At 42.8% G+C, this 19,867-nt stretch carries 18 protein-coding genes; 14 read left to right on the top strand and 4 right to left on the bottom strand.

Going from position 1 to position 19,867, the window contains the following annotated elements:
• Positions 1-15: 15 nt before the first annotated feature.
• The gene (locus NYE20_RS11805) at positions 16-252 is read left to right on the top strand and encodes a hypothetical protein (protein WP_004399366.1); all 237 of its coding nucleotides are present in this window, start codon (positions 16-18) and stop codon (positions 250-252) included.
• A 33-nt stretch (positions 253-285) separates the two neighbouring features.
• Here the strand turns inward: NYE20_RS11805 and gerT are convergent, their stop codons facing one another.
• Complete coding sequence (gene gerT, locus NYE20_RS11800) at positions 286-759, bottom strand: spore germination protein GerT (protein WP_003231207.1); 474 nt, start codon at positions 757-759, stop codon at positions 286-288.
• Between the two features lie 98 nt (positions 760-857).
• Here gerT and rarD point away from each other — a divergent pair, with 98 nt between their 5' ends.
• The 4 genes from rarD (at position 858) to bshB2 (ending at position 3,139) form a co-directional block, all read left to right on the top strand.
• Positions 858-1,754 (top strand): EamA family transporter RarD, encoded by an 897-nt coding sequence (gene rarD, locus NYE20_RS11795; protein WP_015383877.1) that lies wholly within the window; start codon positions 858-860, stop codon positions 1,752-1,754.
• A 75-nt stretch (positions 1,755-1,829) separates the two neighbouring features.
• Positions 1,830-2,108, top strand: coding sequence for a hypothetical protein (locus NYE20_RS11790; protein WP_003231211.1), 279 nt, complete (start codon positions 1,830-1,832; stop codon positions 2,106-2,108).
• Positions 2,105-2,455 carry a YojF family protein gene (locus NYE20_RS11785; protein ID WP_003231213.1) on the top strand — a complete coding sequence of 117 codons (351 nt, stop codon included), beginning with the start codon at positions 2,105-2,107 and terminating at the stop codon, positions 2,453-2,455. Before NYE20_RS11790 ends, NYE20_RS11785 begins: the two co-directional genes overlap by 4 nt.
• Before the next feature lie 18 nt (positions 2,456-2,473).
• Positions 2,474-3,139: a bacillithiol biosynthesis deacetylase BshB2 gene (gene bshB2 / locus NYE20_RS11780; RefSeq protein ID WP_003231215.1), complete on the top strand. Its 666-nt coding sequence runs from the start codon at positions 2,474-2,476 to the stop codon at positions 3,137-3,139.
• A 25-nt stretch (positions 3,140-3,164) separates the two neighbouring features.
• On the opposite strand, the gene rsbRC is transcribed toward bshB2, so the two are convergent.
• Together rsbRC and NYE20_RS11770 are read right to left on the bottom strand one after the other, a co-directional pair.
• The gene (gene rsbRC / locus NYE20_RS11775; RefSeq protein ID WP_103803556.1) at positions 3,165-4,013 is read right to left on the bottom strand and encodes an RsbT co-antagonist RsbRC; all 849 of its coding nucleotides are present in this window, start codon (positions 4,011-4,013) and stop codon (positions 3,165-3,167) included.
• Between the two features lie 15 nt (positions 4,014-4,028).
• The gene (locus tag NYE20_RS11770; protein WP_003231218.1) at positions 4,029-5,387 is read right to left on the bottom strand and encodes an MATE family efflux transporter; all 1,359 of its coding nucleotides are present in this window, start codon (positions 5,385-5,387) and stop codon (positions 4,029-4,031) included.
• 265 nt (positions 5,388-5,652) lie between these two features.
• On the opposite strand from NYE20_RS11770, the gene cdaS reads away from it, so the two are divergent.
• The 8 genes from cdaS to odhB all read left to right on the top strand — a co-directional run bounded on the left by cdaS (position 5,653) and on the right by odhB (position 17,275).
• Positions 5,653-6,276, top strand: coding sequence for a cyclic di-AMP synthase CdaS (gene cdaS / locus NYE20_RS11765; protein ID WP_010886531.1), 624 nt, complete (start codon positions 5,653-5,655; stop codon positions 6,274-6,276).
• A gap of 235 nt (positions 6,277-6,511) precedes the next feature.
• Positions 6,512-7,729 (top strand): macrolide family glycosyltransferase, encoded by a 1,218-nt coding sequence (locus NYE20_RS11760; protein ID WP_004399256.1) that lies wholly within the window; start codon positions 6,512-6,514, stop codon positions 7,727-7,729.
• A 381-nt stretch (positions 7,730-8,110) separates the two neighbouring features.
• Positions 8,111-9,355, top strand: a complete 1,245-nt coding sequence (gene cwlS, locus NYE20_RS11755) for a D-gamma-glutamyl-meso-diaminopimelic acid endopeptidase CwlS (protein ID WP_103803554.1) — start codon at positions 8,111-8,113, stop codon at positions 9,353-9,355.
• Positions 9,356-9,447: 92 nt separating this feature from the next.
• Complete coding sequence (locus tag NYE20_RS11750; protein WP_015251895.1) at positions 9,448-10,038, top strand: superoxide dismutase family protein; 591 nt, start codon at positions 9,448-9,450, stop codon at positions 10,036-10,038.
• 63 nt (positions 10,039-10,101) lie between these two features.
• Positions 10,102-11,016, top strand: coding sequence for a MoxR family ATPase (locus tag NYE20_RS11745; protein WP_010886530.1), 915 nt, complete (start codon positions 10,102-10,104; stop codon positions 11,014-11,016).
• A 10-nt stretch (positions 11,017-11,026) separates the two neighbouring features.
• Complete coding sequence (locus NYE20_RS11740) at positions 11,027-12,943, top strand: nitric oxide reductase activation protein NorD (RefSeq protein WP_086343943.1); 1,917 nt, start codon at positions 11,027-11,029, stop codon at positions 12,941-12,943.
• A 228-nt stretch (positions 12,944-13,171) separates the two neighbouring features.
• A complete protein-coding gene (gene sucA / locus NYE20_RS11735) occupies positions 13,172-16,006 on the top strand; it encodes a 2-oxoglutarate dehydrogenase E1 component (protein ID WP_024572778.1) in 2,835 nt (944 codons plus the stop codon).
• A gap of 15 nt (positions 16,007-16,021) precedes the next feature.
• On the top strand, positions 16,022-17,275 hold the full coding sequence (gene odhB, locus NYE20_RS11730; protein ID WP_033884553.1) for a 2-oxoglutarate dehydrogenase complex dihydrolipoyllysine-residue succinyltransferase: 1,254 nt from the start codon (positions 16,022-16,024) through the stop codon (positions 17,273-17,275).
• Positions 17,276-17,326: 51 nt separating this feature from the next.
• Here odhB and NYE20_RS11725 read toward each other — a convergent pair whose 3' ends face one another.
• Entirely contained in the window at positions 17,327-18,292 is a 966-nt protein-coding gene (locus NYE20_RS11725) for a bile acid:sodium symporter family protein (RefSeq protein ID WP_024572776.1), read from the bottom strand.
• Positions 18,293-18,510: 218 nt separating this feature from the next.
• On the opposite strand from NYE20_RS11725, the gene NYE20_RS11720 reads away from it, so the two are divergent.
• The gene (locus tag NYE20_RS11720; RefSeq protein ID WP_277708735.1) at positions 18,511-19,848 is read left to right on the top strand and encodes a sodium-dependent transporter; all 1,338 of its coding nucleotides are present in this window, start codon (positions 18,511-18,513) and stop codon (positions 19,846-19,848) included.
• Positions 19,849-19,867: the final 19 nt, after the last annotated feature.

The following is a 19,867-nucleotide window of genomic DNA, read 5'->3' as shown; positions in this document are numbered from 1 at the left end:
AAGGAGGAAAAAATCATGTACCCTCATCATTCGTATTTACGCGGAATCCCAGGTCCAGCCGGATATCCGGCGCGTAGTCCTTTTTTGTTTGGCGCTCCTCTAGTCGGCGGTTTATTAGGCGGTTTTCTCGGGAGTGCGCTGTTTAACTATTCTCGTCCCTATGCCTATCCTCCTGGCCCTTATGGATACGGAGGCGGACCGTACGGTTTTGGTGCCGGCGTGCCATACGGGGGATATCCCGGCTTCTATTAATAAAAACGGCCTGCATCGATTGCAGGCCGTTTTTTATCGGATGATTTCTACCTCGGACATATTGTAGTCTTGCTGCTTTTGAAACATGACTTCCAGAAGGCCATCCTTATAGACGGCTTTTGTTCCTTTGCGTTTGACTAAACAAGGAAGGTTTACTTTTTTCGGATGATCTGCTCTTGGGAGGTTTTCCAACCATAATTCGTGAGATGTGTGTTTGATTCTCACTTGTTCCAGCCATTCTTCGCTGATTGGCACCTTTACAAACACATGGTCTGCTGTTTCGAATATATCAATATCAGGTTTGACATCAGGTTTTGCATCAGGTTTGGCGGGATGTTCTTTTTGGGGGAGAGGATCGCGGAAAGGAAATTGAGCCGCATAATCACTGCCGAACACACTTTCCATCACACGATTGACATACGTTTCAACTTCTTTCGGATCAGCTTTTTTTAATGCTTCTTTAGAAAATTGATTGTGGAAAGGAAAGTACTTGTTCCACTCAAACATTGTCTTCACATCCTTTCTTCACGGACAAAATAGTATATGCCCGCCAGATCTTTCACGTGATATAATATAAGATGCTCTAAAGAAAGGCAGGGATATAAATGCAATATTCAGAAACAAAAAAAGGCGTTATTTACACAGCCGTTTCCTTTATCATGTGGGGCCTGTTTCCGCTCTATTGGAAGCTTCTCGAACAGCTGCCGGCTCTTGATATTTTGGCTCATCGTATTATATGGTCTTTTGTTTTTATGTGTATCGTACTTTTTTTCTTGCGGCAATGGAAAATAGGATGGCAGGAGCTGCGCTCTCTGAAAAAGAACGGAGGGATCCTCTCTTTATTTCTTGCTTCTATCCTGATTTCGATCAACTGGTTTGTATACATATGGGCTGTCAACCATGGCTTTTTGCTTGAGGCTAGTCTTGGCTATTACATTAATCCGCTTGTATCAGTGCTCCTTGGGATTTTATTTTTAAAGGAAAAACTGAATCGCCTGCAATTAGTGGCCGTTTCGATTGCGGCAGCCGGTGTCATCATCTCGGCGTTCCAATACGGCTCCATTCCTTATGTTGCGCTTCTGCTCGCATTCAGCTTTGGGCTGTACGGGTTAAGCAAAAAAAGAACAAGCCTGCCGAGCGCCATCGGTTTAACGCTGGAAACATTCATGATTATGCCCATTGCATTGGGGTATTTGCTGTTCAGCGGACATGTTCAGCCAGCGGGTGCAGAAAGCGGAGGGACGTGGCTGCTTCTCTTTTTGGCCGGTGTGTTTACGGCTTTGCCGCTCTTATTGTTTGCGGAAGGAGCGAAACGGCTGCCGCTGTATCAAGTCGGTATCTTACAATATATTGCGCCGACCATTACCCTGCTGATCGGGCTGTTTGTTTACCATGAGCCATTTTCAAGCTCGAAGGCTTTTACATTCAGCTGTATATGGGCTGCGCTGCTCTTGTTTACGTTTTCACAAGTGAAGTGGAAACGGGCGTCAAAAAGCCATTGAGGCCTTTGGCTTTTCAGCTGATGCATATATTATGTATAATCATTTCATGTATGTAAGACATAAAGGAGCAAGACGATGGACAATGATAAAGAGATAGTGAAAGCCTATGCTTCACTTTGGAATAACCGATCTCTCGCACATGATGACGCAGAAGCGGTAGCAGAGGCGATTGATCTTGAGCTCTTGGATAAACGAACACATCCAAGACTCCGAAAACCGATGCTGGAAAAATATTTTGCCGCGATTCAGCGCATTGTGAATTCACAGCTCGAACCGGCTGTGAAATATCAGCTGGTCAAATTACATACAGAACGTGCAGAGTATTTAAAAGAAGAAAGAGGGGAGCAATCATGAAAGCGATCATAAAAGAAGATGTGCAAGCATCTTTAGAACGATATGCGGACCGCCCTGTATATATCCATTTAGAAACCACCACAGGTTCTTATTCAGCGCACTTAAATGAAAAGAACATGACGGTTGTTGCGTATATTCGCAATGCAAAAGTTACTTATCATCAGGCAAAAATCAAAGGCAACGGGCCTTACCGCGTTGGCTTGAAAACAGAAGAAGGCTGGATTTATGCTGAAGGCTTGACTGAATACACGGTAGATGAAGAAAACCGTTTATTAATGGCGGGACACCTGCCGGGCGGTAAACTGGCTATTTCTCTGCAAATCAGCGAAAAACCGTTCACAGTTTAAAGAAAAGGGTGAATAATAATGAAAGAACATGTACTAGTAATCCTGCCTCACCCTGATGATGAATCATATGGAGTGGCAGGCCTCATTGCCTTAAACAGAAAAAAAGACATTCCCGTTACGTATGCCTGCGCCACTTTAGGTGAAATGGGCAGAAATATGGGCGATCCATTTTTCGCGAATCGGGAAACGTTGCCGCTGCTAAGAAAACAAGAGCTCATCAATGCTTGCAAAGAAATGGATATCAATGACCTTCGTATGCTTGGACTCCGTGACAAAACGCTCGAATTTGAAGACGATGAGTATTTAGCTGATATCATGGAAGAGATCATAGATGATGTAAAACCAAGTTTAATTGTCACATTTTATCCCGGACACGGTGTGCACCCTGACCATGATGCATGCGGGGAAGCGGTTATCCGTGCATTATATCGCAAAAAGAAAGAAGACCGTCCGCGTACAATCTGCATGGCCATTACCCGCAACAGAGAAGAGGTTCTCGGCGAAGCTGATGTCGTGCTTGATATCAAAGAAGTAGCTGATATTAAAATGAATGCGTTAAGAGCTCACCGCACACAAACAGAAGGCATGCTCAGAGAGCTTGAAGAGAAATTGAAAAATAATGAACCTGTTATGGCAACATGGTTTGAAGAAGAAATATATTGGACGTATCAATGGAATGATTAATCAAAAAGGTATAAGGCCTTAAGCCTTATACCTTTTTTAATTTTAAGTCCGATGCAATTGCTGAAGCGAGAGTGGATCTCAAGGAAATACCTTCGAAAGACAAACCTAGCTGAACCGCTGTTTGCGCGATTTCCGGACGGATTCCAGACAAAGTTGAAGAAACACCGATTAAACGAAGCGCCTCAATCAGACTGAACAGCTGATGGGCAACCATCGTATCAATCACAGCTACTCCTGACAAATCAATATACAGTTGTGTCACCTTTTTTTTCGCACATTGATGCAGTGTGTTTTCCATAATCAGCTTGGCGCGGACTGTATCAATATCTCCGATTAAAGGCAGCAGTCCGACGCTGTGAAACAGCACGATGACCGGAGCGCTCAATTCAGTAATCATATCTTTTTGGGCCTGAAGCTGAAGGCTTGTGTTTTTGTACATTTCTTCTATAAAAATATGAATCACAAGATCAAACGCTTTTATAAGGGCGTGATACAGGTCTTCGGCTTCTTCGCTTTTCACAGTATTCTGATTGAAATGGACAAATTCTTTCACATAAGAAACATATAAATCTCTCACTCTGACAAACTCCCGAATAATATAGTGGATAGGAGTTTTTAAATGCTCTTGATCCTGTGTGACTTCAAAGGCCCATTCTTTCAGTATAGGCAAGTATATGTCCTCATCATCTATAAAAATACGGTTTATTTTATAGTTAAAGGCAAGATTCTGGCTCTTTAAATTGTGAATGACAACAGGGTCTGTTGAGGCATAAATGGAATTGGGATCAGTCTCCTCGATTGTTTCATACCATGTTGAACTGATGGTTTCCGCATGCTGGGAAAGATACTCGAATAATTTTTTGTTTTTTGCCATGATTGATCACCTCTTTTAAATGTGTTGTTTTTGCGAATAACGTTTTTGCAGTTTTGCCAGCCTGAAAAACAGCCCAACTGCTCCGGCGGCGAGTCCCGCTATTAATCCAATCCAATAGCCGAATGCACCGAGGCTTGTAAACGTACCGACCATATAACCGACCGGAAGGCCAATGACCCAGTAAGAGACAAAAGCGGCCGCAAGCGTATAGTTCACATCTTTGTACCCTCTGAGTGCTCCCTGGATCGGTGCGGCAACAGCATCGGAAAGCTGAAAAAATAGCGCATAAATTAAAAAGTGCTGTGTCAGCCGGAGCACATCGGGGTCAGAAGTGTACATGCCCGCAATTTGCTCTCTGAATAAAAGGATACAGGCGGCAGTGAACAAAGAAAAGCCGATCGCCATCATGATGCCGATTAAGCTATATGAGCGTGCATCCTTAAAACGGGCTGCACCCGCTTCAAATCCGACAACAATTGTTAGAGCCATGGACACGCTAAGCGGCAGCATATATAAAAGAGACGCAAAATTCATGGCTGCCTGGTGGGACGCGATGGTCACTGTATGAAAATGGCTCATTAGAAGCGTGACAGCTGCGAAAATGCTCGTTTCAAAAAACACGGCGAACCCAATAGGCAGCCCGATTTTGAGCAAATTTTTGCATGCTTTCCAAGAGAACTTATACATGGTAAGAAAAATCCCGTATTCAGAAAACGGTGCGTTTTTATGAATAATGAAAAAACTGATGATGCAGATACACCAGTAAGTTAACGCGGATGCCAGTCCCGCGCCTACACCTCCAAGTGCCGGCATTCCGAACTTCCCAAAGATAAATACATAATTCAATACAAAATTGATTGGAAGAGAACTGAGTGTAATCATCATGGTGACTCTCGTTTTTCCTAATGAGTCGATGAATGATCTCAACACGGTGTAAACAAATAAAGGGAAAATTCCCAGTGATAAAAAGCCTAAAAAGTGTTTAGCAATCTGATGCACGTGAATATCAAGGTTCAATCGGCCAAGAATAAGGTCAACTGCAGCATATCCAATCACTAAAACGGCGATGCTAAGAAGCGCGGCTACGTATACAGCTTGTAAAACAGTAAAGGGAATCTTCTGTTTTTTCTCTGCACCTAATAACTGAGCGACAATCGGGGTGACCGCCATTAATATACCTGCAAGCCCTGTGTAAACAGGGGTCCAAAGGCTTGAGCCAATGGCGACACCAGCTAAATCAGCGGGGCTGACTTTCCCTGACATCACAGTATCTAGAAAAGTGATCAGAGAAAGCCCCGCTTGGGTAATGAATATCGGTATTAAAATGTGCAAGAGCTGTTTGATTTTTTCCCGGGCGTTTTGAGTTTCTTTCATACATTGATCTCCGTTTCTTTTTCATAACGAGAGAAATTATAACATTTTATGTATAAAAAGCAATGAACGCCGGGCCTATTCTTTTTTTGTCGGTTTCGTTTTTCTAAACATTTGGGCATAAATAAAAGAAAGCGAAATCACGCCTAAAAAGGTGCAAATATACTGAATGATTCTTTCGATTTCCATTCTTTACATCCCTCCTTTACCAATAGAATGTGCATCAATAAGATAAGCATTCGTGAAAAGTTGGAAATTTGAACAGGAGATGAAGGCTATGCGCTATGAGCAGATATCAGAAAATGCGTTCAAGGGGAAAATACAGGTGTACTTAGAGCAAATATTAGGTGATGCATCTCTAATCTTGAAAACGCTTCACGAAAAAGACCAGTGTCTCCTTTGTGAATTAGATGATTTGGGGCACGTTTTTCAGGACATGCAGGGGATTGCATCCTCCTTTTATTTGCAATCATACATTGAGGAATTTACGCCGGCATTTATTGAGCTGGCCAAGGCGATTAAAGCCTTATCGGAACATAAGCATGGAGCTTTAATTGTGATTGAAAGAGCAGACCCGGTTGAACGTTTTATTCAAAAAGGCACCTCCCTACACGCCGAGATCAGCTCTTCATTAATTGAAAGCATCTTTTTTCCCGGAAACCCTCTTCATGACGGCGCTTTATTAGTGAGGGAAAACAAACTCGTGTCAGCAGCCAATGTGCTCCCGCTGACGACGAAGGAAGTGGATATCCATTTGGGAACCCGGCACAGGGCGGCTCTCGGTATGTCGGGCTATACGGATGCACTGGTGCTCGTGGTTTCAGAGGAAACAGGGAAGATGTCGTTTGCCAAAGACGGTGTATTATATCCGTTAATTTCACCAAGAACGTAAAAATAATAAAAAGGGCCTGATTAAGAATCCTATCATGAGACAAAATGACTGAATTCGCATCTTTATTAAAGCATTCGCTTCAAGCTGAATGCTTTTTGTCTTGAAGACAGGGAATATAAACTGGTAGAAAAGTTATATATGATGAATATTAATTAAGTGAAATACTTTACCTGTTTATGTATTTATAGTACCGTATAAAATATTACATAAATTTTCAAAGGAAGGGTGCTGCCGCATGGCTAATGTATTAATGATCGGTTTTCCCGGTGAAGGGCATATTAATCCCTCTATCGGTGTGATGAAGGAGCTGAAATCTCGGGGAGAAAACATTACGTACTACGCAGTGAAGGAATATAAAGAAAAAATCACAGCTCTTGATATAGAGTTTCGTGAGTATCATGATTTCAGGGGAGATTACTTCGGGAAAAACGCAACCGGCGATGAAGAAAGAGATTTCACAGAAATGCTCTGCGCTTTTTTGAAAGCCTGTAAGGATATCGCGACTCATATTTATGAGGAAGTCAAACATGAATCGTATGATTATGTCATATATGATCACCATCTTCTCGCGGGTAAAGTCATTGCCAACATGCTGAAGCTGCCAAGATTTTCATTGTGTACAACCTTTGCGATGAATGAGGAATTTGCTAAGGAAATGATGGGAGCGTACATGAAAGGATCACTTGAAGATTCGCCTCATTATGAATCATACCAGCAGCTTGCAGAAACTTTAAATGCTGATTTTCAAGCAGAGATCAAGAAGCCATTTGATGTTTTTTTAGCTGATGGTGACTTGACAATCGTCTTTACATCAAGGGGATTTCAGCCACTGGCTGAGCAATTTGGCGAGCGATATGTATTTGTCGGTCCTTCCATTACAGAAAGAGCCGGAAACAATGATTTCCCATTTGATCAGATTGACAATGAAAACGTGCTGTTTATTTCAATGGGAACCATTTTTAACAATCAAAAGCAGTTTTTTAATCAATGCCTTGAAGTGTGTAAGGACTTTGACGGTAAAGTTGTGCTTTCCATCGGCAAGCATATTAAAACAAGTGAGTTAAACGACATTCCAGAGAATTTCATTGTACGCCCGTATGTCCCTCAGCTTGAGATCTTGAAAAGAGCCAGCTTATTTGTGACCCACGGCGGAATGAACAGCACAAGTGAAGGTTTGTATTTTGAAACCCCGCTCGTTGTCATTCCGATGGGAGGCGACCAATTTGTTGTCGCAGATCAGGTAGAAAAAGTCGGCGCAGGAAAAGTAATTAAAAAGGAAGAATTGTCTGAAAGCCTACTGAAAGAGACGATACAAGAAGTAATGAATAATCGTTCGTATGCTGAAAAGGCAAAAGAAATTGGACAATCACTGAAAGCGGCAGGCGGCTCTAAAAAAGCGGCCGACAGCATTCTTGAAGCTGTAAAACAAAAAACTCAATCAGCAAATGCATAGTGTAAAAGCCTGTTCTTATCGAAAGAACAGGCTTTTTGCCATTTCATAAGAATGCAGAGGAAGGGATTTGACACGCCGATAGAGAATTGATTAGAAAAATAGACAAGAAAGGAGGAGAAACTGCTTCGTTCATCAATAGAAAACCATCATTTTTACCCTCGCTTAAATAGTTCCTTAGACTTTCGAAAAACATATCGTGCTTATGTAAAATGTTAGATGTTTATTTGAAGGTTTAAAGGTCGAACGATGCTGAAAATGCTGCGCCAAATGATTGAAAAGGGTTTAACTTGCTGAAAAATTGACGATAAAACAGTTGTGTGCCATTTTTGGAAACAAAATACTAGCTGTTTTTGCAAAAAAACAGTTTAGGAGGTTGAATGAATGAAAAAGAAGATTGTAGCCGGCTTGGCTGTTTCTGCAGTTGTTGGGTCGTCGATGGCCGCAGCACCCGCGGAAGCAAAAACGATAAAAGTAAAAAGCGGTGACTCTCTTTGGAAACTTTCCCGCCAGTATGATACGACAATATCAGCTCTGAAATCCGAAAACAAATTGAAATCAACGGTGCTTTATGTCGGACAAAGCCTTAAGGTTCCTGAAAGCAGCAAAAAAAGCACGACATCCCCATCTAACTCAAGCAAAACATCAACATACACAGTTGCATATGGTGATTCCCTATGGATGATTGCTAAAAATCATAAAATGAGTGTTTCTGAGCTTAAAACCTTAAACAGCCTGAGCAGTGACCTGATTCGTCCGGGGCAAAAGCTTAAGATCAAAGGGACAAGCAGTTCAAGCGGATCAAATGGATCAAAGAAAAACAGCGGTTCCAATTCTTCAGGTTCTTCAAAAAGTACATATACGGTCAAGCTTGGTGACTCACTGTGGAAAATCGCAAACAGCTTAAATATGACTGTAGCCGAATTAAAAACCTTAAATGGCTTAACATCAGATACACTTTATCCTAAACAGGTGCTCAAAATAAAAGGAAGTAGCTCACCTAAGAACGGAAACAGCGGTTCCAAAAAGCCGTCAAACTCCAATCCCTCAAAAACAACGACGTACAAGGTAAAAGCAGGCGATTCACTGTGGAAAATTGCAAATCGGCTCGGAGTCACTGTCCAAAGCATCCGTGATAAAAACAATTTATCATCGGATGTGCTGCAAATCGGGCAGGTTCTGACTATTTCGGGAGCATCAAAATCTAATCCTTCAAATCCGACAAAGCCAACAAAGCCAAAAGATAACTCAGGGTCAAACATTCAAATAGGCTCGAAGATTGACAGAATGATAACGGAAGCGAAAAAATATGTCGGAGTGCCTTACCGATGGGGCGGAAACACGCCTGCCGGTTTTGATTGCAGCGGCTTCATTTATTACCTCATTAATAATGTATCATCTATATCAAGATTGAGTACGGCAGGATATTGGAATGTCATGCAGAAAGTCAGCCAGCCGTCAGTAGGAGACTTTGTCTTCTTTACCACATATAAATCCGGCCCGTCTCACATGGGGATTTATCTAGGCGGCGGTGATTTTATTCATGCAAGCTCATCGGGCGTCGACATTTCCAATCTCAGTAATTCGTATTGGAAACAGCGGTACTTGGGCGCAAGAAGTTATTTTTAAAAATGAGTATGACAAAAAGCCTTTTATAGGCTTTTTTGTTTATACCAGACAATGATTGACCACACTGTTAGAAAAAACAAGGGGGAGACAGTATGTACCGTCTCTTGCTGTTGATGATGCTGACGGCACTGGGAGTTGCCGGATGCGGACAAAAAAAACCTCCAGACCCTCCTAACCGGGTGCCGGAAAAAAAAGTGGTTGAAACGTCAGCGTTTGGTCATCATGTCCAGTTGGTCAATCGTGAAGGGAAAGCAGTCGGTTTTATAGAGATCAAAGAATCAGATGATGAAGGCCTCGATATTCATATTTCCGCAAACAGCCTGCGTCCAGGTGCTTCTCTCGGTTTTCATATTTATGAGAAAGGTTCTTGTGTCAGGCCGGATTTTGAATCAGCGGGCGGTCCCTTTAATCCACTGAACAAAGAACACGGCTTCAACAATCCGATGGGGCATCATGCCGGAGATCTGCCTAATCTTGAAGTCGGTGCTGATGGAAAGGTAGATGTCATTATGAATGCGCCTGACACTTCACTGAAAAAAGGAAGTAAACTAAATATTCTCGACGAGGACGGAAGTGCATTTATTATTCATGAACAAGCCGACGATTATCTGACAAACCCAAGCGGCAATTCCGGTGCGCGTATTGTCTGCGGAGCCCTTTTGGGAAATAACGAGAAGCAGTAATATCATCCAGGCCCTTTTGTATTGAGCATACAGGGGCTTTTTTAGTATACTCGTTAATGGAATATGAATAGGAAAGGGAATCTGTCTATGACAACTCAACTACAGCACTTAACATTGCCGGAAGATATACAACAAAAGCTTTTATCATATAAAGAGCAGCCTATTTCCCCAGAGTTTCAATCGCTTATAGGAACATCAGGCTATGAGGCGGAGGATGAAGCCATTTTATTTGACGCCATTATTGCATTAGCCATGGGGAAAAATGTCCTGCTGAAAGGGCCTACAGGTTCAGGAAAAACAAAGCTGGCAGAAACATTGTCCAGCTATTTTCATAAACCGATGCACAGCGTCAACTGTTCAGTCGACTTGGACGCTGAGGCATTGGTCGGTTATAAAACGATTGAAAATCAATCTGGCCAGGCAACAATCGAGTTTGTTTCAGGACCTGTTACAAAGGCAATGAAGGAAGGCCATTTTCTTTATATAGATGAAATCAATATGGCGAAGCCGGAAACACTGCCTATTTTAAACGGTGTATTAGATTACAGAAAAATGATGACAAATCCGTTTACAGGCGAGGTCATACGGGCTAAAAGCGGTTTCGGGGTCATTGCAGCCATCAATGAAGGCTATGTCGGAACTGTTCCTCTGAATGAAGCATTGAAAAACCGTTTTGTCATCATTGATGTGCCTTATATTAAAGGCGAGCTGCTGAAACAAGTGCTCATGTCTCAGTCAGCCCTGAAAGACGAGAAATTGATTGACAGATTTATCACGCTTTCCTCTGACTTGATCGTTCAGGCCAATAACGGACAGGTGTCTGAAGAAGCGGCATCCATCAGAGCTTTAATCGATACATGTGATTTAGCTGCTTATATTCCGCCGCGTCGTGCCATTGAGCGGGGAATTGTAGAAAAGCTTGATGATGATCGGGAAAAAGCGGCCGTCCGAAATATTGCAGAAACTCTGTTTGAATGAGGGGGCTGCGATGAAATTTATCAAATTTAACGACAGCACAATTGATTCATTTTTATTTATGATGCTGACTGATTTGGCCAAAACACTCACCAAGAGTGAAGCGGTAGAAGTGGAGTATGGCGTTCAGTCCTATTACAATCCATTTGAAAAGAAAATCTATATGAGCCACTTTTGGAAAGACAGGGCAGCTGAGGACATGGAAGCGGGTCTGAAAAGCGACGTCTACCTGCGTTCAGTCGGAACAAGATATAGCTCGCTGCATGAGTTTGCGAACTTTTTGAATGATATCCATCGCCATCTTACGTTTAAAAGTTTTGCCAAGCAGCTCTTTATGCTGCTTGAAGACATTAGAATCGAAGAACGCATCAAACATGAGCGTCCGGGTACGAAACATGTATTTGCGAAGCGAAAAGACATGTACAGAAAACATTTCTCAACTCAGCTGACCTTAAATTTGGAACGAAGCATTTTTACCGATGCGCTCTTTTGCGCGATCTATGTCAAGCTCACAGCGGAATCGCCGCTTGAGACCCTTCCGTCCATGCGTGAAGATATCGATTTGATGCGCCCGTTTATTGAGCAGCAGCTCTTGCGTGTGTATGAAGCAGATTCGACACGGCAGGTTCTGAAAATTGTTGAGGACCTCATGGATGGGCTTGAAGAGGTGCTCGATAAAGACATGTTGAACACCTACTTCTTTTTGCCTGAGCTTGACTACGCAAAAGCTGCAGAACAGCCGTTATTTGAAGAAGAGAAAAAAGCGCCGAAGCTGAGTGATGACATCACGCTTCCAAAACAATCAGACGGTGATGAGGATATCCATGAAGAAGAAATGCCGACATGGCACCGGGAAACAGAAGCACCGTCTAAAAGCTTCCTTCAATTTGATATTGAACACGGCGCAAAATCAGATTTAGGAAAAGATGCTTCAAGGGAAGGCGACGATGGAGATCAGGCCCTTGGCTCTGTTCAAGGATCAGCCAGACAAACGAAACGGAAAGACTATTCCAAGCTGGAAGCGCTGGAGTCCCAAAAAGACCAGCCGAACGGAGCGGGTATGGCTGACGGCAAAGAAAATAAATATGCATTTCCAATTTATAAAGAACCGCAGCCGGCAACCAGTGAAGAAGAGCTTTCTTATAAACAGCAGGCAAAAACGATTGAATCGTATCAAAAGCGTTTGAAACAAATGATTCAAAAAACGCTTGAACATAAAAAAACATTGCCGAGAACAGATCTTCATGCCGGGAGACTGAATAATAAGCTTCTTCGTTACTTCACTGAGCGAAATCCGCGCCTGTTCTACAAAAAGCAAGAACCATCTTCAGAAATCGACGCAGTTTTTACATTGCTGGTCGATTGTTCAGCCAGCATGTTCGACAAAATGGACGAAACAAAACGAGGAATCGTGCTGTTTCACGAAGCGTTGAAATCGGTAGCGGTTCCGCATCAGATTGTCGGGTTCTGGGAGGACACAAATGATGCAACCGAAACAAGCCAGCCAAACTATTTCAATACGGTTATTCCCTTCCAATCATCATTAAGACAAGAGTCTGGACCGGCCATTATGCAGCTTGAGCCAGAAGAAGATAACCGTGACGGGTACGCAATTAGGCAGATGACGAAAAAAATGCTGCATCGCAGCGAGGCGCAAAAGTTCTTAATTGTTTTCTCAGATGGAGAGCCGGCCGCATTTGGCTACGAACAAAATGGGATCGTCGATACAAGTGAGGCGGTTATCGAAGCCCGAAAAAGAGGAATAGAAGTGATAAATGTTTTTCTCTCCAACTCAGAAATAGAAGAATCGCAAATGAAGACGATCCAGGATATGTACGGAAAATTCAGTATATTTGTCCCGGATGTTGATCAGTTACCGGATGTTCTGTATCCGCTGCTGAAAAAACTGCTTCATAAAAGCATAGGGTAGCCCTTAATCCTATGCTTTTTGGCGTTTGTTTTTTCGAATGATTAAATTTTTTGTTTTTTATAAAGGTTTTTTACTATTTTGTGAACAATCAAGGTAGAATCAAATTGCAAACAGTGGTAAAATATCGTTGGAAGCGTTTTTATTACATAATTTTGGACACAGCGTTCGAAAGTTATTTCAAGATAGTGAATCAATCACTTGATTATCTAAGTTGGGGGTAATATTCAAATGTTTCAAAATAGTATGAAACAACGAATGAATTGGGAAGATTTTTACGGTCCGAACCTCGGCTATGCGCTGGAGCTTTACGATCAATATACCCAGGATCCGGACAGCATTGACCCGGATTTGAAGGAAATGTTCGACGAGCTCGGTGCTCCGCCAAGCGATATAAAAGAGGCCTCGGGAACAAAAGAAAAGGGACGTGTTACAGCCGATCTGATTCAAAAGATCGCATCCGCAGTCAGACTTGCAGAAGATATCCGAACCTATGGCCATTTGAACGCTTCCGTCAATCCGCTCAGAAAGGATGGGAAAAAGAGCGAACTTTTTCCATTATCCGATTACGGGCTAACAGAAGAGGAAATAAAAGCAATACCTGCGTCTGTCATCTGCAAAGACGCTCCTAAAAACATTACGAACGGTTTAGAAGCCATTCAGTATTTACGAAATACGTATAAAAGAACCATCTCTTTTGAATTTGACCATGTGCATGACTTCAAAGAGCGCGAGTGGCTGACAAGAAAGATTGAATCTGGCGAGCTGTTCCAGAAGAACTCAGCTGAAAAACTGTCGGCTGTGCTGGAAAGACTGACTGAAGTAGAGGGCTTCGAGCAGTTTTTGCACCGCACATTCGTCGGGCAGAAGCGCTTTTCCATTGAGGGTCTGGACGCTCTTGTTCCAGTGCTTGATGACATTATTGCACAATCTGTCAAATCAGGTACGACAAGTGTCAACATCGGGATGGCGCACAGGGGACGCCTGAATGTCTTGGCACATGTGCTCGGCAAACCGTATGAAATCATCTTCTCTGAATTCCAGCATGCGCCGAATAAAGATCTTGTCCCGTCTGAGGGATCAATTGGAATCAGCTACGGATGGACAGGGGATGTCAAATACCATTTGGGGGCGAATCGGGAGCTTCAAGACGCTGAAACAAAATCAGCGCGCATTACGTTAGCGAACAACCCGAGCCACTTGGAATTTATCAATCCGATTGTTGAAGGCAGCACAAGAGCGGCACAGGAAACGCGAACACAAAGCGGATACCCGGTACAAGATGAAACAAAATCGCTGGCCATTTTAATCCATGGAGACGCTGCATTCCCTGGGGAAGGAATTGTAGCTGAAACATTGAATTTAAGTTCTTTAAAAGGGTATCAAGTAGGCGGTGCGATTCATATTATCGCCAATAACATGATCGGATTCACAACAGAAAGCGCTGAATCCAGATCGACAAAATATGCCAGCGACCTGGCCAAAGGTTATGAAATTCCGATTGTTCACGTGAATGCGGACGATCCTGAAGCTTGTCTTTCAGCTGTTAAGTTTGCGGTCGAATACCGAAAAACATTCAACAAGGATTTTCTGATTGATTTGATCGGGTACAGACGCTATGGACACAACGAAATGGATGAACCGTCAACCACTCAGCCAATGCTGTATGACGCTGTCAGAAAGCATCCGACCGTCAAACAAATTTTCGCTGAAAAGCTGGTAAAAGAAGGCGTGCTTACCGAGGAAGTTGTTCAAAACATCGAAAAATCGGTAACGAAGCGCATTGAGGATGCATATCAGAAAGTTCCGTCTAAAAAGGAACACACTGCCTGTGAAATTGAACTTCCAGAGCCTGTATCAAACGGTTTCCCAGATGTGGACACTTCGATTGATTTTGATGTGCTCCGCAAGCTGAATGGCGAATTGATCAACTGGCCGGAGTCATTTAATGTTTTCGGCAAGCTAAAGCGCATTTTAGAAAGACGCGCCAAGGCGTTCGATGATGACAGAAAAGTGGAATGGTCTTTGGCAGAATCACTCGCGTTTGCTTCAATTTTGAAAGACGGAACACCGATTCGTTTAACAGGACAGGATTCCGAGCGCGGAACGTTCGCCCAAAGAAACCTTGTGCTTCATGACAGTGAGACGGGCGAAGAATTTGTGCCGCTTCATCACTTATCTGACTGCAGCACATCATTTGCTGTTCATAACAGCCCGCTGTCTGAAGGATCGGTTCTCGGTTTTGAATACGGCTATAACGTGCATTCACCGGAAACGCTTGTTTTGTGGGAAGCGCAGTACGGAGATTTTGCCAACGCTGCTCAAGTGTATTTTGACCAATTTATTTCTGCCGGACGCGCGAAATGGGGCCAAAAATCCGGATTAGTCATGCTGCTTCCGCACGGTTACGAGGGACAGGGGCCTGAGCACTCAAGCGGAAGAATCGAGCGATTCCTGCAGCTTGCAGCAGAAAACAACTGGACGGTTGCCAACCTGACAAGCGCGGCACAGTATTTCCATATTTTAAGAAGACAGGCTAAAATGCTGCTTCGTGAAGAAATCAGACCGCTCGTCATTATGACGCCGAAGAGCCTTCTTCGCAACCCAAATACGGTGTCGGAAGTGCAGGAGCTCAGCGAAAGCCGCTTCCAGCCTGTTTATGAACAGTCGGGACTTTCTCATGACTATGAAAAAGTAACCAGACTTGTATTATCCAGCGGTAAAGTGTCTATAGACATCAGTGATCATTTTAATAAGTTAGAAGACGGTAAAGAGTGGCTTCACATTGCGAGAATTGAACAGTTGTATCCATTCCCGGCAAAAGGAGTCAAAGAGTTATTTGCAAAACTTCCGAACCTGAAAGAAATCGTTTGGGTGCAGGAAGAGCCGCAGAACATGGGGGCTTGGGGTTATATCAGCCCGTATTTGACAGAGATTGCACCAGAGGGAGTAAGCGTTCAATATATTGGACGAAGAAGACGATCCAGCCCTGCAGAGGGAGATCCGACAGTTCATAAAAAAGAACAGGAACGTATTGTATCTGATAGCTTGACTCGCAAAAACTAAGGGGGAAATGAAAAAATGGCGGAAATTAAGGTACCTGAATTAGCAGAATCAATCTCAGAAGGAACAATAGCCCAATGGTTAAAGCAGCCTGGTGACTATGTAGAACAGGGTGAATATCTGCTTGAACTAGAAACGGATAAAGTGAATGTTGAATTGACAGCAGAAGAATCGGGTGTACTTCAAGAGGTATTGAAAGATTCGGGTGATACCGTCCAGGTCGGAGAAATTATCGGTACGATTTCAGAAGGCGCGGGTGAAAGTTCTGCCCCTGCTCCTACAGAGAAAGCAGAAAGCAAGGAAAGCGTGAAAGAAGAGAAACAGGCTGAACCAGCTGCACAAGAGGTGAGCGAGGAAGCACAATCTGAAGCAAAATCAAGAACGATTGCTTCTCCGTCGGCCCGTAAGCTGGCGAGAGAAAAAGGAATTGACCTGTCTCAAGTTCCAACTGGAGATCCGCTTGGAAGAGTGCGCAAGCAGGATGTCGAAGCGTACGAAAAACCGGCATCAAAACCGGCTCCTCAGCAAAAGCAGCAGCCTCAGGCTCCAAAAGCACAGCAAAGCTTTGATAAACCTGTCGAAGTGCAAAAAATGTCACGCCGCAGACAAACGATTGCAAAACGCCTTGTAGAGGTGCAGCAAACATCGGCGATGCTGACTACATTTAATGAAGTGGACATGACGGCTGTTATGAATCTCAGAAAACGCCGCAAAGATCAATTCTTTGAGCAAAACGAAGTGAAGCTCGGCTTTATGTCTTTCTTCACGAAAGCGGTCGTGGCTGCATTGAAAAAATATCCGCTGTTGAATGCGGAAATTCAGGGCGATGAGTTGATCGTTAAGAAATTCTATGATATCGGTATCGCTGTTGCTGCTGATGAAGGCCTTGTCGTACCGGTAGTACGAGATGCGGACCGCCTGACATTTGCAGGAATCGAAAAAGAGATCGGCGAGCTTGCGAAAAAAGCAAGAAACAATAAATTAACCCTTAGCGAGCTTCAGGGAGGTTCCTTCACGATTACCAACGGAGGGACTTTCGGTTCACTGATGTCAACTCCGATCTTAAACAGCCCTCAAGTCGGTATACTGGGCATGCATAAGATTCAGCTGCGGCCAGTAGCAATTGATGAAGAGCGTTTCGAAAACCGTCCGATGATGTATCTCGCTTTATCTTATGATCACCGGATTGTAGACGGTAAAGAAGCGGTTGGCTTCCTCGTGACAATCAAAAATTTACTGGAAGATCCTGAACAGCTTTTATTAGAAGGATAATAAAAAAGGGTACATCACGAGATAAAGTGATGTACCTTTTTTGATGCATATTTAAAGTGATAGATTGCTGCTTTTGGATCCAGCTTGTTTCTTTTTCACTTTTTTTGACCAATATGTTGCAAGCATAGAACCTGAAAGGTTATGCCACACACTGAATATTGCGCTTGGTACGGCCGATAGCGGTGAGAAATGAGCCGTGGCAAGTGCAGCCCCAAGCCCGGAGTTTTGCATGCCGACTTCGATTGCAATCGCTTTTTGAGACGGGTAATCCATTTTTAAAAGCTTTGCACAAAAAAACCCAAGTAAATAACCGATACCGTTATGCAGGATAACAACTGAAAAAATGAGCAACCCCGATTGAAGCAGATTTTCCCGATTGCCGCTGACGACAGCTGAGACAATCGCAACGATGCCAATGACAGAAACAAGCGGAAGGGCATGTACGGCTTTTGCCACTTGTTTTCTGAAAAACATTTTGACAATCAGACCTGCAATGATCGGAAATAAAACCGCCTGTAAAATTGAGATAAACAAAGACCCCGGCGAGACAGGAAGCCATTCTTTGGCAAACAGCATAATCAACAACGGTGTTACAACAGGTGCCAATAAGGTAGAAATTGTCGTAACCGCAACAGAAAGGGCAGTATTTCCTTTTGCTAAGAATGTCATAACATTAGATGCAGTTCCCCCGGGACAGCAGCCGACAAGAATAACACCAACTGCGATTTCAGCTGGAAGATGAAGCCCAAATGCGAGGCCGAAAGCAACGAGCGGCATGATCGTATACTGAGCTATTACTCCAATAATAACTTGCCAAGGCTTTCTGACCAGCTCTTTGAAATCATCGGCTTGCAGTGTAAGGCCCATCCCAAACATGATAATGCCAAGAAAAATCGTAATATAAGAACTGATCCACGTAAATAAAGATGGGAAAGAAAATCCCAGCACTGCAAAAACAATGACCCATATGCCAAAGGTTTGTCCTGCGAAATGACTTATTTTTCTAATGATGTCCATAAAAACACTCCTAACACACTTATCAAGAACTTCAGCAGAAATTCTTACAAATTTCATAACATTCTCTTATTATAAATAATTTTCTGAATAATTCAATATTAGTTTTTGGCAGATGTATATAGATATAAGATGTAAACTAATCAAAATGTTCTTGACTATATAGGAAGATATTCTTACAATGAACCTTTATAATGGTTAGATCAAATAGGAGTGATACGGTGAAGGAAGCAAATCAATGGTCTTCGAAGCTCGGCTTTATTTTAGCCGCGGCAGGATCAGCTATCGGGCTTGGTGCGATATGGAAATTCCCATATGTTGCCGGAACCAGCGGAGGAGGCGCATTTTTACTTATTTTTATTTTATTTACGGTTTTAATCGGACTGCCTTTATTGTTAGGTGAATTCATCATAGGCAGAAGAACACAGAAAGATGCCGTTCAGTCCTATAAAACACTTGCTCCAGGAACGAAGTGGCATTGGATCGGTTATTTAGGCATGGTGACGTGCTTTATTCTTCTATCTTTCTACAGTGTCGTAGGCGGATGGATTTTAATTTATATTATAAAAGGCTTCACTGGCGGTTTATCGCAAACATCTGGTTTTGATACGATATTTGCAAGTACCATTTCAAATCCTTATTTGGCTGTAGGAGGCCAGCTGCTCTTTATGGTGGTAACAATTTTAGTTGTTGCAAAAGGGGTAAGCAGCGGAATTGAAAAAGCAAGCCAAGTATTAATGCCGGCGCTTTTTCTATTATTCATCATTTTAATGGTGCGTTCGGTTACACTTGATGGCGCGATGGAAGGAATCAAATTTTTCCTCATGCCTGATTTAACTGCAATTGATGCCAATACCATTTTATATGCAATGGGACAATCCTTTTTCTTATTAAGTGTCGGTGTATCTGTCATGGTAACGTATAGCGCTTATTTAGAGAAACAGGAAAATCTGGTACAGTCCGCTGTATCTGTAACTGTTATGAACATGCTTGTTGCTGTAATGGCCGGAATTGCGATTTTTCCAGCTGTATTTTCATTCGGCCTCAAGCCAGACCAAGGCCCGGTTCTGTTATTTAACGTTCTGCCGACTGTGTTTAATCAAATGCCGTTCGGAATTATCTTTTTATTAGCATTTTTACTTCTATTTTTATTTGCTGCATTGACATCTGCTTTTTCAATGCTGGAAATTTTGGTCGCAGTACTGTCGAAAGGCGATATCAATAAGAGAAAACGATTCGCTTGGTTAGGCGGTATTGCTATTTTTATTGTCGGTGTGCCGTCTGCATTATCATACGGTGTCTTAAGTGACGTCACTATATTTCATCTGTCTATTTTTGATGCGGCTGACTATCTTGTGAGCAATATTTTAATGCCGTTAGGTGCGTTACTGATTTCGATTTTTGTTCCGCTAAAAATACCGAAACAGGATTTGTTTGACGAGCTGAAAAGCGGTTCCAATCTCAAACGAAAGTGGTTTGCGGTTTGGCTGCTGCTCATTCGATATTTATCTCCTGTTGCCATCATCATCGTGTTTTGGCATGTGATAGGCATTTTTTAATACACGAAGCCCCCGAGGA

Origin of the sequence: Bacillus sp. FSL R5-0416 (assembly GCF_037975425.1) — a bacterium.
GTDB lineage: Bacteria > Bacillota > Bacilli > Bacillales > Bacillaceae > Bacillus > Bacillus subtilis.
This window is presented reverse-complemented; position numbering and strand designations above follow the sequence as displayed.